The sequence below is a fragment of the Exiguobacterium algae genome (assembly GCF_018617875.1).
Lineage (GTDB): Bacteria > Bacillota > Bacilli > Exiguobacteriales > Exiguobacteriaceae > Exiguobacterium > Exiguobacterium algae.
Map to the genome: position 1 here is coordinate 191,833 of NZ_JACSKZ010000004.1, position 13,898 is coordinate 205,730.

Genomic DNA, 13,898 nt, shown 5'->3' on the forward strand with positions numbered 1-13,898 from the left:
GAAAAAAAGGATAGGTTGACCCATCCTTTAAAAAATCTGTGCAAACGCTCGCGCCCCGATATCGCTTCGATAAAACGTTTGCGGTATATCCAGTTGACCGATGGCATCATAAACGGCCACTTTCGCTTCGTGCAATGTCGGTCTCGTTGCCGTGACGACAACGAGTCTGCCACCGTTCCCAATCATCTTCCCTTCAAAATGTGCTGTGCCTGCATGGAACACGAACACATCCTCAGGCAGTGTATCGAATCCGGACAACACTTGTCCTGTCACCGGTTTACCCGGATACCCTTCGGCTGCAATCACTACCCCAATCGTATAACCCTGATTCCACTCAATCTCATAGGATTGATCGTTGACGACTGCTTCGATGACGTCTACTAAAGGGGATGTCAGATTCGGAAGAATGACCTCTGTCTCCGGATCCCCGAACCGGGCATTGAATTCGATGACTTTCGGTCCACTTTCCGTCAAAATCAATCCGGCGTACAAGAAACCTGAAAATGGTGTGCCACGTTTCACCATTTCTTGAGCGAGCGGCTCCAAAACGGTCTGCACCGATTTTTCATAAACGTCCGTCGGCAGGTGCGGCATCGGGCTATACGCCCCCATCCCACCAGTGTTTGGACCTTGGTCTCCGTCAAACGCCCGCTTGTGGTCCTGAGAAGTGATCATCGGGATGACACGTTCTCCCGAGACGAACGCCATAAGTGAGAACTCTTCTCCTTCCAAAAACTCTTCAATGACGACCTGTGACTGGTGTCCGTATTTATCGGTACCAAAAATATCGCGCACAGCCGATTCGGCTTCTTCAAGGGTGAATGCGACCGTTACACCTTTTCCGGCGGCAAGTCCATCCGCTTTGACGACAACAGGTGCCCCGGTTGCTCTCACATAGGCAAGCGCCGCCTTTTCATCGGTAAACGCTTCATAGGAGGCGGTCGGAATCTGTGCTGCTGTCATCACTTCTTTAGCAAACGCCTTACTTCCTTCCAACAAAGCCGCTGCTTTTGTCGGACCGAAAATTTTGAGCCCTTTTTCCTGAAACGTATCGACGACACCGGCCATGAGTGCAGACTCTGGACCGACAATGGTCCATGCCACTCCATTCTCTTCAGCGAAACGAGCGAGTGCGTCGACATTTGTTTCATTGATGTCGACACACGTCATCCCTTCCATGAATGGATTTCCCGGTGCGACGAACACTTGATGCCCGTCTTGTTTCAATTTCCAGGCGAGCGCGTGCTCGCGCCCGCCTCGTCCGATGACTAATACGTTCATGAAGCCGCCCCTCTCAATGTTTAAAGTGTCTGACTGATGTGAATACCATCGTAATTCCATGACGATTTGCCGCTTCGATGGATTCATCATCTCGAATCGATCCACCTGGTTGGATGATGGCCGTAATCCCTGCTGCAGCCGCTGCTTCGACCGTGTCCCCCATCGGGAAGAAAGCATCACTGCCGAGGGCGGCACCTTTTGCCCGCTCACCAGCTTGTTCGAACGCGATTTTCGCCGCTCCGACGCGATTCATTTGCCCTGCACCAATCCCGATTGTCGTCTCATCTTTGGCGACCACGATTGCGTTAGACTTCACATGTTTGACGACACGCCATGCCAACTTCAAGTCTTCCCACTCTGCTGCGGTCGGGCGACGATCCGTCACGATCTGACAAGTTGCGTCATCGAGGGTCATATCATCCCCGTCTTGTACGAGCAGTCCACCGGCGACGGCCGTCAACCGCATGCCGGTCATCGGTCCCATATCGAGCGTCAACAAACGTAAATTTTTCTTCTCTTTCAAAAGTTCAAGTGCTGCCTCGCTGAAGGACGGCGCAATTACAATCTCTAAAAAGATTTGACGAAGTGCTTCGGCCGTCTCGAGGTCGACTTCACGGTTCAAAGCGACAATCCCGCCGAAGATCGAAACCGGATCGGCTGCATGCGCTCGTTCGAACGCTTGGCTGATTGTACGTCCCACAGCCACACCACATGGATTCATATGTTTGACGACGACGGCTGCCGGTTCGTTCAACTCGCTCAATGCTTCAAGTGCTGCATTCGTATCTTGGATGTTGTTGTATGAGAGTTCTTTTCCGTGCAATTGTGTGGCATTGGCTAGCGTCATGCCGTCGTAGAGCGGTGTCTTATAAAACGCCGCCTGTTGGTGCGGATTTTCCCCGTAACGAAGATCTTGTACTTTTTCATACGTCACCGTCAACTGTTCAGGGAATGTCTCTTCGATCTGACGACCCAAATAGTCCGCAATGAGTGCATCGTACGCTGCCGTGTGACGGAACGCCTTCGTTGCGAGACGTTGACGGGTTTCAAAAGACGTGCCTCCGTTTTGAACTTCTGCCGCAACAAGGTCATAATCGAGCGGATCGACCACCACCGTCACACTCGCATGATTTTTTGCAGCTGATCGAAGCATACTCGGTCCGCCGATATCAATATTTTCAATCGCTTCTTCGTAAGTCGTCTCTTCTTTGGCGATTGTTTCTTTGAACGGATACAGGTTGACGACGACAAAGTCGATTGGGTCGATGTGATGTTCTTTCATTTGCGCAACATGTGATTCCAAATCGCGACGTCCAAGCAGACCACCGTGAACGAGCGGATGCAGCGTTTTAACACGTCCATCCAACATTTCCGGGAACGCTGTCACTTCTGAGATGTTTTTGACCGGTAACCCTGCTTTTTGAAGCACCGCTTCCGTTCCGCCTGTTGAAATGAGTTCAATACCTGCCTCGTGTAACGACTGGGCTAACTCCACAATGCCTGTTTTATCTGAAACACTCAATAATGCTCTCACTTGAAAACCTCCTGTTGATTTAACACTTGTTGCAGGACGCGTGGATACAATCGATGTTCAACCGCTTGGATGCGTGATGTGGCTTCCGTACGGTCACATTCCTCGATTTCGACGGATTCCTGCGCAATGATGGGGCCGGTATCCATACCGGCATCTACGTAATGCACCGTCACCCCACTGACGGAAACGTTCGCGGCAAGCGCCTGTCCAATGGCGTCTTTCCCGGGAAAATGAGGAAGGAGAGACGGATGGATGTTGAGGATTCGGCTAGGATAAGCGGACAGCAATACCTCTCCAATCAGTCGCATATAGCCTGCTAATACAATGTAATCGACGCGAAGCGATGTCAGCAGAACAAGAATTTCTTCTTCAAAATCTGCCTTCGACGCGTACGATTTCGGTATAAATGAAAAGCTCGTTATGCCGTAGCGCTCCGCTCGTTCGAGAACTTTCGCTTCGGGCTGATCTGTCACGAGGAGAACGCACTCGGCTTCCAAAACGCCTCGTTCAATCGATTGCCAAATCGCTTCCGCGTTACTCCCTGATCCTGATGCAAAAATGGCAATTCGTTTCATTGGTCGACTCCTGAGATTCGGATTCCTGGACGATTCTCGACTTTGCCAATTCGGTACGGGGTTTCTCCGACACGTTCAAGTGCCGCTTCGACGAGTTCCACATCTTCAGCGCGAACCGTGATCATATAACCGATTCCCATATTGAACACGTTGAACATCTCCTGTTTCGAAATGTTTCCGACTTGTTCGAGCCAGTCGAATACAGGAAGACTTGGCCAATTCGACGCATCAAACGTGACACCGAGTCCTTCGGGCAACATACGTGGCACGTTTTCATAAAAGCCGCCGCCTGTGATGTGTGCCATCCCTTGTACTTTTCCAGTCGAAATCGCTGCTTTCGCCGCTTCAGCGTAAATTCGTGTCGGGAGCAACAAGGCGTTGCCGAGTGTTGTATCGAGCATGGCGATTTCGTCCGTATAGTTCAATTGTTGTGCCTCGACGATATGGCGAACAAGAGAAAACCCGTTCGAATGAACCCCCGAAGAAGCAAGGCCGAGCACCACATCACCTGCCTGAATCGTGGAGCCATCCAACAAGTCTTCTTTTTCAACGACACCGACAGCAAAACCTGCGATGTCATACTCCCCATCCGGGTACATGCCTGGCATTTCCGCAGTCTCTCCCCCAACAAGCGCGCATCCGGCCTGGACACAACCTTCCGCGACACCCGCCACGATTCGTTCCAGTTTGGCCGGTTCCGCTTTCCCCGTCGCAATATAATCGAGGAAATAAAGCGGTTCTGCACCATGGACGAGACAATCATTCACGCACATCGCCACACAATCGATCCCAATCGTATCATGTTGATTGAGGGCAAATGCCAGTTTCAATTTAGTGCCAACACCATCTGTTCCGCTCACGAGGATTGGATGTTTCATGTTCATCGACCCAAGGTCAATCATGGCGCCGAAACTACCGAGACCGGTCATGACTTCCGGTCGCATCGTCCGTGCAACATGTCGTTTCATTCGGGATACAGCTTCATATCCTGCTTCTAAATTCACACCCGCTTGTTCATATCTTACGCTCATCGGTCATCCCCCTCAAGCTTTCGTCTCTGTCATAAGTTCTGCCAGTTCTGTCGGATAAAGCCCGGTGAAACAGGCAGCACACTGCCCGCGTAACGCTCCTTCGAATGGACGGTCAATCGCTTCGACTGTCCCTTCTAATGTGAGGAACGCCAGTGAATCGGCACCAATCTCTTCTTTAATCTCTTCAACTGATTTGGTTGCCGCAATCAATTCCTCTTTTGTCGAGGTGTCAATCCCGTAATAGCACGGGTGTTTAATCGGTGGAGACGTAATACGAACGTGTACCTCTGTCGCGCCCGCCTCCCGGAGCAGACTGACGATCCGTCGACTTGTCGTCCCCCGGACAATCGAGTCATCGACCATGATGACGCGTTTCCCATTGACGACACCACGTAAGGCGGATAACTTCATTTTGACCCCGCGTTCTCTTAATTCCTGTGAAGGCTGGATGAACGTCCGTCCGACATATCGATTTTTAATGAGCCCCATCTCATACGGGATGCCGCTTGCTTCGGCATATCCGATTGCCGCCGAGATACTCGAATCCGGAACTCCGGTCACGACGTCCGCCTCAACCGGTGCCTCTTCGAACATCTTTTTCCCCATCGCTTTTCGTGCCGTATGCACATTGATGCCATCGATGATCGAGTCCGGTCGTGAAAAGTAGATGTATTCCATTGAACACATCGCGCGAACCGCCGCCTCACTGTAACGTTCTGATGTAATCCCGTCCTTTGTAATCATGAGCAGTTCACCCGGCTCGACATCCCGGACGTACGTCGCCCCCACGACGTCAAACGCGCATGTTTCCGAAGCGAAAACATAAGCACCGTCCTCTGTTTGTCCAAGCGATAACGGGCGCAGTCCATGAACGTCGACCCCGACATAAAGCGCGTCTTCCGTTAAAAAGAGAAAAGCAAACGCCCCGACGAGTCGTGCCAGACTATCTGAAATGCGTTCTTTCAACGTATTCCCGCGGCTCCGTTTGATCAAATGTGCCACGACTTCCGTGTCAGACGTCGTTTGGAAAATCGCTCCTTCTGCCTCGAGCATATGCTTCAACTCGTTCGCGTTCACGAGGTTCCCGTTATGCGCCATCGCCAGGTCCCCGGTCAAGGATTTAAAATGAAGGGGCTGTACGTTTTCTAACGTATTGCCCCCTGCCGTTGAGTAACGGACGTGCCCGATGGCATGGTGTCCTGTCAATGCATCCAACGATACCTCGTCAAATACTTCCGCAACCAACCCAAGTCCACGTTTCGCATGGAGACGCTCGCCATCAGCCGTCACGATTCCCGTTCCTTCTTGACCACGGTGCTGCAAACTGTGAAGTCCGTAGTAGGCAAGGTGTGAGGCGTCGATGTGACCGAACACACCAAAAACGCCACACTCCTCGTTCATGCCTCGGATGTCATATAACATGGAATAGCTCCTTCCCATACACGTTCCAACTCTTGCACATCCATTTCAATCAAGCGATCGCTCGCGCGAACGACAACGGTTTCCGCTTCTGTGACCGTACCTATTTGTGTTCCTTCCGTCACTTTCTCAAATGCTTTCGCTTGCGCCTTGTCGACCGTCACGAGGAAACGTGACTGGGATTCACTGAATAGTGCGGTGACGAGATCTGTATCGATTGTCACATCAACACCGAGCCCTGTTCCGAAAACGAGTTCCGGTAACGCTGCCGCAAGACCACCTTCTGACACATCGTGTGCCGCCGTTACAAGGCCTTCACGAATGGCTTGAAGCAATGCTTTCTGTGTCTGACGCTCTTCCTGAAGATCAAGTGTCGGCGCATGTCCGCTCACTTTTCCGTCCTGTAACATCTGAAGGGCACTTCCACCAAATTCCGCTTTCGTCTCACCGAGTAAGAAGACGACGTCTCCTGCTTGTTTCGCAAACGAAGTTGTAATATGCTCCGGTTTCTCAATGAGTCCGACCATCCCGACGACCGGCGTCGGGTAGATGGCTTGTCCGTTCGATTCGTTGTACAACGATACGTTTCCACCGATGACAGGTGTATCGAGTGTCCGGCAAGCTTCCGCCATCCCTTCGACGGCTTGGTCGAGTTGCCAGAATCCTTCCGGCTTATCCGGGCTTCCGAAGTTAAGACAGTCCGTCAAAGCAAGAGGCTCCGCACCACTTGCGACGATGTTACGCGCCGCTTCGGCGACAGCGATTGCCCCACCGACACGTGGGTCGAGATATACATATTTCGCGTTACAGTCGGTCGTCATTGCGAGCGACTTCTCCGTCTCACGAATGCGAATGACCGCGGCATCACTGCCTGGTGCGACGACCGTTGATGTTTGAACCATATGGTCGTATTGCTCATATACCCAACGCTTCGAGGCAATGCTCGGCATTGCAAGGACGTCTTTCCATGTCGCCATCACATCTTCGACGATTGGTGTGACAGGTTTCATCGCTTGGAAAGCTTCGTAGTAGGCTGGTACTTTTGAAGGTTTATGATAGACAGGAGCGTCTTCCGCGAGCGCGTCGACTGGCACCTCTGCTGCCACTTCTCCCTGATGAACGAGACGGAGTACTTTCTCTTCAATGACCTCTCCGACCTTGATCGCATGAAGTCCCCACTTCGTGACGATTGCTTCAATCTCGTCTTCATGTCCGGCTTTGACGACGAGCAGCATGCGTTCTTGCGATTCGGACAACATCATCTCGTAAGGCGTCATGCCTGTTTCACGTTGCGGGACGAGGTCTAGGTTCATCTCGATGCCCATGCCGGCTTTAGAGGCCATCTCCGCTGACGAAGAGGTCAATCCGGCTGCCCCCATGTCTTGAATCCCGACGAGCGCCGGGTGTTTGATGACTTCAAGACACGCTTCAATCAACAGTTTCTCCATGAACGGGTCTCCGACTTGGACGGCTGGGCGTTTCTCGTCAGCGTCTTCCCCGAGTTCTTCAGAGGCGAACGTGGCACCATGAATCCCGTCGCGCCCTGTCGTCGCACCGACATACATGACTGAGTTTCCGACACCTTCCGCGATTCCTTTTTGAATGTCTTCGTGACGGATGAAACCAACGCACATCGCATTGACGAGCGGGTTTCCAGAGTAGGCCGGGTCAAATGCGACTTCTCCGCCGACAGTCGGGATTCCAACACAGTTCCCATAACCGGCAATCCCTGATACGACATGACCGAATAAATGTTTCACACGTGATTCGTTCAAATCTCCGAAACGGAGTGAGTTTAATAGTGCAATCGGACGAGCACCCATCGAGAAGATGTCACGGATGATTCCGCCCACCCCAGTCGCCGCTCCCTGGTAAGGTTCAATCGCTGACGGGTGATTATGACTCTCGATTTTGAAGGCGACAGCTTGACCGTCTCCGATATCGACGATTCCTGCCCCTTCTCCTGGTCCTTGTAAGACGTGCTTTCCGGTTGTCGGAAACTTCCGGAGCACGGGTTTCGAGTTTTTGTACGAACAGTGTTCAGACCACATGACCGAGAAGAGACCGATTTCTGTATAGTTTGGCTCCCGGCCGAGTAGTGAGACGACGAGTGCGTATTCGTCGTCCGATAATCCCATCGTGGCATAGATTTTTTCATCACGGATTTGTGTAGCTGTCGGTTCAGTTGTAAGTAACATGTCGTGCCCCCCATTTTACGATTGACGTGAATAATCGTTTACCGTCTTCCCCACCGAGCAACGCTTCGACCGCACGCTCCGGGTGTGGCATCATGCCGAGTACGTTTCCTGTCTCGTTCGTGATACCGGCGATATTTGCGACCGATCCGTTCGGGTTCTCTTTATAGGTGAACGCGATCTGGCCGTTTGCTTTTAATGCCTCGAGTGTTGCGTCGTCACAGTAGTAGTTGCCCTCACCGTGTGCGATTGGGACACGAATCGTTTCCTGTGCCGCATAATCACTTGTGAACATCGTCTGATTGTTTTCGACGACGAGCTCGACTGTCTTACACATGAATTTCAAATCACGGTTTCGCATCAACACGCCTGGTAAGAGTCCCGCTTCGACGAGTACTTGGAATCCGTTACACACACCAAGCACCGGGCGTCCTTCTTCTGCGAAACGCTTTACTTCAGTCATGATCGGTGAAAACTGGGCGATTGATCCGCAACGCAAGTAATCTCCATATGAGAAGCCGCCTGGTAAGAGGGCCCCATCAAATCCTTCAAGTGAGGTTTCTGTATGGAACACGTATTCCGCTTCTTCCCCGAGCACGTCTTTTACCGCGTGATACATGTCGAGGTCACAGTTTGATCCTGGAAAGACGATGACCGCGAACTTCATGCAAGTACCCCCATCTCGATTTCATAATTCTCAATGACCGTGTTGACGAGTAACTTCTCACACATTTCTTTGACCATGTCTTCAGTCGTGTCGTCAGCGACCTGAAGTTCGATGACTTTCCCGATGCGCACCGATTCAATTCCAGAGAATCCAAGATGTTCGAGCCCGCCTTTCACGGCAACTCCTTGTGGGTCAAGTACACTTTCACGTAATGTCACATACACGTTTACTTTTTTCATTGTTCGTTTCCCCCTATGCGTGTTAGCAATTGTCCATACGTCTCTGTCAATGAACCTAAATCGCGACGAAATACATCTTTATCTAATTTTTGTTTTGTCGCTTTGTCCCAAAGTCGACACGTGTCTGGCGAAATCTCATCTGCTAAGATGATGGTTCCGTCTACTTTTCCGAACTCTAATTTGAAATCGATGACGTCAATGCCATGTTGTCCGAAGAAATCAAGCAACACATCGTTCACCCAAAGGCCGAGTTGTCGCAATGTTTCGACTTCTTTATGTGTGGCGACTTGCAGTAAACGAATATGATCTTCGGTCAGAAGTGGATCGCCTAAAGCATCATCCTTGTAGTAAAACTCGACAATCGGAGCAAGAAGAGCTTTTCCTTCCTCCCACCCTAGCCGTTTCGCCAAACTTCCTGCCGCTACGTTTCGGACAACCACTTCTAACGGAATGATTTCGACACGGCGAACGAGCTGTTCCCGATCTGAGATTTTTTTGATGAAGTGCGTCGGAATCTTGTTGTCATGCATCAATTCAAACAGCTGAGTCGTGATAGCGTTGTTCAGGATCCCCTTCCCATCAATCGACTCTTTCTTCTCACCATTGAATGCTGTCGCATCATCCTTATAGTAAACGCGAAGCACACCCGCTTCTTCTGTTTCAAATAACGCTTTCGCCTTGCCTTCATAAATTGCTTTCATCTGAACCGTCCCCCTTAAAAGTGAGAGGGGCTATTCGCCCCTCAACGATTACAAACCACAGCGTTCAAAAATCGTATCGACACGGCGTACGTGATAACGCGGGTCGAACAACTCATCGAGCTCCTCACTTGTGAAAAGTGCACCCATCTCTTCATCTTGTTCGATCAATGTCCGGAACATCGTCTCTTCTTCCCATGCCTGCATTGCTTTTGGTTGAACCGCATCATATGCAGCTTCACGCGACCAGCCTTTCTCAATTAGACCGAGTAGAATCCGTTGTGAGAAAATGATCCCGAATGTCCGGTCCATGTTCCGGCGCATGTTGTCCGGGAACACTGTCAAGTTCTTCAAGATGTTACCGAAGCGATTCAACATATAGTTGAGGAGAATCGTCGCATCCGGAATGATGATTCGTTCAGCTGAAGAGTGCGAGATGTCGCGCTCATGCCAGAGTGGAACATTTTCGTACGCCGTCATCATATGACCGCGAATGACACGCGCAAGACCTGTCATGTTTTCAGAACCGATTGGATTCCGTTTATGCGGCATCGCCGACGATCCTTTTTGCCCTTTTGCGAAAAACTCTTCCACTTCGCGTGTCTCTGTCTTTTGAAGGCCACGAATCTCGGTCGCCATCTTTTCAATCGATGTCGCAATCAAGGCGAGCGTCGACATGTACTCGGCATGGCGGTCACGTTGGAGCGTCTGTGTCGAAATCGGTGCAGCTTGAATGCCGAGCTTGTCACACACGTATGACTCGATGAACGGGTCGATGTTTGCAAACGTCCCGACGGCTCCACTCATCTTCCCGAATTCAATCGTTTCGCGTGCTGCCATGAAACGTTTCTTGTTACGTTTCATTTCTTCATACCAAAGGGCGAGCTTCAAACCGAACGTTGTCGGCTCTGCGTGTACACCGTGCGTACGTCCCATCATGATGTCATATTTATGTGCTTTTGCTTTCTCTGCAAGAATGCCGATGAAGCGATCTAAATCGGCCTCTAAAATATCGTTCGCCTGTTTGATTAAGTACGAGAGTGCCGTATCGACGACATCCGTCGAAGTTAGTCCGTAATGTACCCACTTCTTTTCTTCTCCAAGTGTTTCTGAAACGGCACGGGTGAAGGCGATCACATCATGACGTGTCTCTTGTTCAATTTCTAAAATACGATCTACATCAAACGACGCCTTTTCCCAAAGAACTTGAACGTCTTCTTTCGGGATGATCCCAAGTTCACTCCAAGCTTCACACGCGTAAAGTTCGACTTTCAACCAAGCCTCGAACTTATTTTGATCGGTCCAAATGTTTGCCATCTCTGGGCGGGTGTAACGTGAAATCATAAAACGGTCTCCTTCCAAATTGCCAGTTGTTCGATGGTATGAAGCGCATCTTCGACCGTGTCGCCAAGAACATTCAAGTGTCCCATCTTGCGACCCGTCTTCGCTTCATCTTTTCCATACAGATGTAGTTTAACATTCGATGGCAATGCTTTGACATTGAGTCGTTGCATATGTTCGCCGAGAAGATTGACCATGACGACCGGAGTGTTCAATGTCGTTCGTCCGAGACGCATCCCCGTCACGGCTCGAATGTGTTGTTCAAATTGTGAGGTCTCACATGCATCAATCGTATAGTGTCCAGAATTATGTGGACGTGGTGCGAGTTCGTTTACGTAAAGGCGACCATCTGGCATGACAAACAACTCGACAGCGAGTGTTCCCATCAATCCGATGTGGTCCGCGAGTTGAAGTGCGAGATGTCTCGCATCTTCTTGAATCTCACCTGCAACACGAGCTGGTACGATGGATAGATGTAGAATGTTGTTGTGATGAATATTTTCACTGATTGGGAACGTTGACGTTTCTTCTTCTCCTCGTGTCACAATGACCGAGATCTCTTTTTCAAACGGCAACCAAGCTTCAGCGACATATTCTTGTTCGGTGAACTGTTCAATGAATGCCTGAACATCCTGTTCCGTCCGAATGACTGTCTGCCCTTTTCCGTCATAGCCGAAGCGACACGTTTTGATGACAAATGGCAACCCAAGCTTCTCTTTCGCCTCCCGAACATCTCGAACGGTACGTACTGAAACATAAGGTGCGACTCGTAGCCCTGCAGATTCAATCATTTGTTTTTCTAAGAGGCGATGTTGCGTCGCTTTCAATACATCCATTCCTTGTGGACATTTTTCTTCAATCGCAGCAATCATTTCGGTGTCGATATTTTCGAATTCGTACGTCACGATGTCAGAACGATCGGCGAGTTTCTTTGCGGCATCGACATCATCAAATGAGGCAACAATTGAATCTGCCACTTGCGCGGTTGGTGCATTTGGGTTTGGATCGAGACAAAGTGTCGTATACCCCATTGCACTCGCACTAAGAGACATCATCCGTCCAAGTTGTCCTCCACCTAAAATTCCGATTCTCATCAAACCAACTCCTCCGTTCCCCGCATCGCCATCTCTTGTTTTTGCTCACGGAACGTCTCAAGTCGCGTTGTAATTTCTGTGGAATGTATACTGAGGATTTGAGCAGCAAGTAATCCTGCATTCGTTGCTCCCGCTTTACCAATCGCAACAGTTGCTACTGGAACTCCTGCAGGCATCTGAACAATCGAGAGTAGCGAATCCATTCCATTGAGTGCTTTCGACTGAACAGGGACACCGATGACAGGAAGTGTCGTTTTCGCAGCTACCATTCCAGGAAGGTGGGCTGCTCCACCAGCACCCGCAATGATTACTTGAATGCCTCTGCCTCGTGCCTCTTCAGCATATTCGAACATAAGGTCTGGTGTACGGTGAGCTGATACGACTTGTTTTTCATATGGAATCTGTAACTCATCTAACATGTCACATGTATGTTTCATCGTCTCCCAGTCAGATGAACTACCCATGATTACTCCAACTACTACGTTCATTCCAAATGTCCCCCTTACAAAAAGAAATCCCTAAACCGAGCAATCAGTTTAGGGTATAGGCATGACAAATACACGTCAGCTACACCCCATAGTCTGATCAGAATCGGTGATCAGGTAGAAACTTGCAAGCCATTTCCTTGCGATTATATGGAGCACTATTTATTTTTCCTATCTCACACGCCTATCGTACCTTGTTCTTTGAAAACATGTCAATAAACTGCGAACATTTTAATTGTCTGAATATTTATCGTTCGCTTTTTGGATATAAGAAGAATCTTCTCTGTATATCCTGTATTCTATTAAAAAAGGGGGAGTTAGATGAGTTACATATCGAGTCTTCGGGAAGTGATTGGCAACCGTCCGATCATCAGCGTCGGAGCGACCATTTTGGTCATCAATCAAAAACAAGAGGTACTTATGCAATTCCGATCGGATACACTTGACTGGGGTTTACCAGGAGGATCGATGGAGCTTGGGGAAACGTTGGAAGAAGTCGCTGCACGAGAATTATAAGAAGAAACTGGACTTTTTGCTAAGCAATTTGAATTAATCCAAGTCTTTTCCGGTGCAGATGGTTACTTTAAGTATCCGAACGGAGACGAAACATACGGTGTCATCCATTTATATAAGGCAAAAGGAGTACATGGGGAACTTCTTATGGAAGACGGTGAAAGTCTGGCTCTTGAATACTTTGGTAAAGAGAATCTTCCTATAAAGATAGAAAAACGGGCTCAAACTATATTAGATGCGCTTGGAGACCGATGCTTTGAACGCGAGCATTCGTTTTAAATCAAATCAAAAAGCCGTCACACAGATTGTGTGACGGCTTGGCATTAGGATTCTTTAGAGACGCATTCAAATAAAATCGATTGATGGGAATGGACAGGTTCATCTTTGGCTCCCGTTTGCTCAAAGACGGGCTTTTCAATGCGGCGTATAGGACGATAACCCATTTCATTGATTCGATCTAAACATTCGCTGACCGTTTCATTTGGTTCGACATATACTTTGATCTTCTTAGCCATTTCTTACGTCCTCTCTTCCGCTAGACTAAATCGATGATAAGAAAAAACGGCGGCCCTTGAGCGAATGCTCCAGAACCACCGTTTGCCTGGCAACGTCCTATCCTCACAGGGGGAGAACCCCCAACTACTTTCGGCGCTGAGACGCTTAACTTCCGTGTTCGGCATGGGAACGGGTGTGGCCGTCTCGCTATCGCCACCAGACTTTACAGGGCTTGTTCCCTGAAAACTGAGGATTCATCAACACAAACCTAGACTAGATCAAAGCCTCGACCGATTAGTATCATTCAGCTCCACGTGTCGCCACGCTTCCA

Annotated in this window: 13 protein-coding genes, 1 rRNA gene, 1 pseudogene and 1 riboswitch; of the genes and pseudogenes, 1 reads left to right on the forward strand and 14 read right to left on the reverse strand. The window is 49.7% G+C overall.

Annotated features, from left to right (window positions below; all coding sequences use genetic code 11):
* Positions 1-27: 27 nt before the first annotated feature.
* From purD to purE, 12 genes are read right to left on the reverse strand one after another with little or no spacing between them, the layout of a single operon-like run.
* Entirely contained in the window at positions 28-1,281 is a 1,254-nt protein-coding gene (gene purD, locus KNP03_RS11075; RefSeq protein WP_214829267.1) for a phosphoribosylamine--glycine ligase, read from the reverse strand.
* Between the two features lie 13 nt (positions 1,282-1,294).
* Complete coding sequence (purH, locus tag KNP03_RS11080) at positions 1,295-2,815, reverse strand: bifunctional phosphoribosylaminoimidazolecarboxamide formyltransferase/IMP cyclohydrolase (RefSeq protein WP_214829270.1); 1,521 nt, start codon at positions 2,813-2,815, stop codon at positions 1,295-1,297.
* The gene (purN, locus tag KNP03_RS11085) at positions 2,812-3,390 is read right to left on the reverse strand and encodes a phosphoribosylglycinamide formyltransferase (protein WP_214829272.1); all 579 of its coding nucleotides are present in this window, start codon (positions 3,388-3,390) and stop codon (positions 2,812-2,814) included. Before purN ends, purH begins: the two co-directional genes overlap by 4 nt.
* Entirely contained in the window at positions 3,387-4,421 is a 1,035-nt protein-coding gene (gene purM, locus KNP03_RS11090) for a phosphoribosylformylglycinamidine cyclo-ligase (RefSeq protein WP_214829274.1), read from the reverse strand. The genes purN and purM overlap by 4 nt, the downstream gene beginning before the upstream one ends.
* Before the next feature lie 12 nt (positions 4,422-4,433).
* Positions 4,434-5,843 (reverse strand): amidophosphoribosyltransferase, encoded by a 1,410-nt coding sequence (gene purF, locus KNP03_RS11095; protein ID WP_214829276.1) that lies wholly within the window; start codon positions 5,841-5,843, stop codon positions 4,434-4,436.
* Positions 5,819-8,038, reverse strand: a complete 2,220-nt coding sequence (gene purL, locus KNP03_RS11100) for a phosphoribosylformylglycinamidine synthase subunit PurL (RefSeq protein WP_214829279.1) — start codon at positions 8,036-8,038, stop codon at positions 5,819-5,821. The genes purF and purL overlap by 25 nt, the downstream gene beginning before the upstream one ends.
* Positions 8,022-8,702, reverse strand: coding sequence for a phosphoribosylformylglycinamidine synthase subunit PurQ (gene purQ, locus KNP03_RS11105; RefSeq protein ID WP_214829281.1), 681 nt, complete (start codon positions 8,700-8,702; stop codon positions 8,022-8,024). The genes purL and purQ overlap by 17 nt, the downstream gene beginning before the upstream one ends.
* Complete coding sequence (gene purS, locus KNP03_RS11110; RefSeq protein WP_214829283.1) at positions 8,699-8,941, reverse strand: phosphoribosylformylglycinamidine synthase subunit PurS; 243 nt, start codon at positions 8,939-8,941, stop codon at positions 8,699-8,701. The genes purQ and purS overlap by 4 nt, the downstream gene beginning before the upstream one ends.
* On the reverse strand, positions 8,938-9,642 hold the full coding sequence (gene purC, locus KNP03_RS11115) for a phosphoribosylaminoimidazolesuccinocarboxamide synthase (RefSeq protein WP_214829285.1): 705 nt from the start codon (positions 9,640-9,642) through the stop codon (positions 8,938-8,940). The genes purS and purC overlap by 4 nt, the downstream gene beginning before the upstream one ends.
* A gap of 48 nt (positions 9,643-9,690) precedes the next feature.
* Positions 9,691-10,983 (reverse strand): adenylosuccinate lyase, encoded by a 1,293-nt coding sequence (gene purB / locus KNP03_RS11120; RefSeq protein ID WP_214829287.1) that lies wholly within the window; start codon positions 10,981-10,983, stop codon positions 9,691-9,693.
* Positions 10,980-12,074 carry a 5-(carboxyamino)imidazole ribonucleotide synthase gene (purK, locus tag KNP03_RS11125; protein WP_214829289.1) on the reverse strand — a complete coding sequence of 365 codons (1,095 nt, stop codon included), beginning with the start codon at positions 12,072-12,074 and terminating at the stop codon, positions 10,980-10,982. The genes purB and purK overlap by 4 nt, the downstream gene beginning before the upstream one ends.
* Complete coding sequence (purE, locus tag KNP03_RS11130; protein WP_214829291.1) at positions 12,074-12,562, reverse strand: 5-(carboxyamino)imidazole ribonucleotide mutase; 489 nt, start codon at positions 12,560-12,562, stop codon at positions 12,074-12,076. Before purE ends, purK begins: the two co-directional genes overlap by 1 nt.
* A gap of 69 nt (positions 12,563-12,631) precedes the next feature.
* Positions 12,632-12,733, reverse strand: a riboswitch (purine riboswitch).
* Between the two features lie 147 nt (positions 12,734-12,880).
* On the opposite strand from purE, the pseudogene KNP03_RS11135 reads away from it, so the two are divergent.
* A pseudogene (locus KNP03_RS11135) lies at positions 12,881-13,351 on the forward strand (NUDIX hydrolase).
* A gap of 44 nt (positions 13,352-13,395) precedes the next feature.
* Here the strand turns inward: KNP03_RS11135 and KNP03_RS11140 are convergent.
* Both KNP03_RS11140 and rrf read right to left on the reverse strand, forming a co-directional pair.
* Complete coding sequence (locus KNP03_RS11140) at positions 13,396-13,587, reverse strand: NETI motif-containing protein (RefSeq protein WP_015880702.1); 192 nt, start codon at positions 13,585-13,587, stop codon at positions 13,396-13,398.
* 84 nt (positions 13,588-13,671) lie between these two features.
* A 5S ribosomal RNA gene (gene rrf / locus KNP03_RS11145) occupies positions 13,672-13,788 on the reverse strand.
* Between the last annotated feature and the right edge of the window lie 110 nt (positions 13,789-13,898).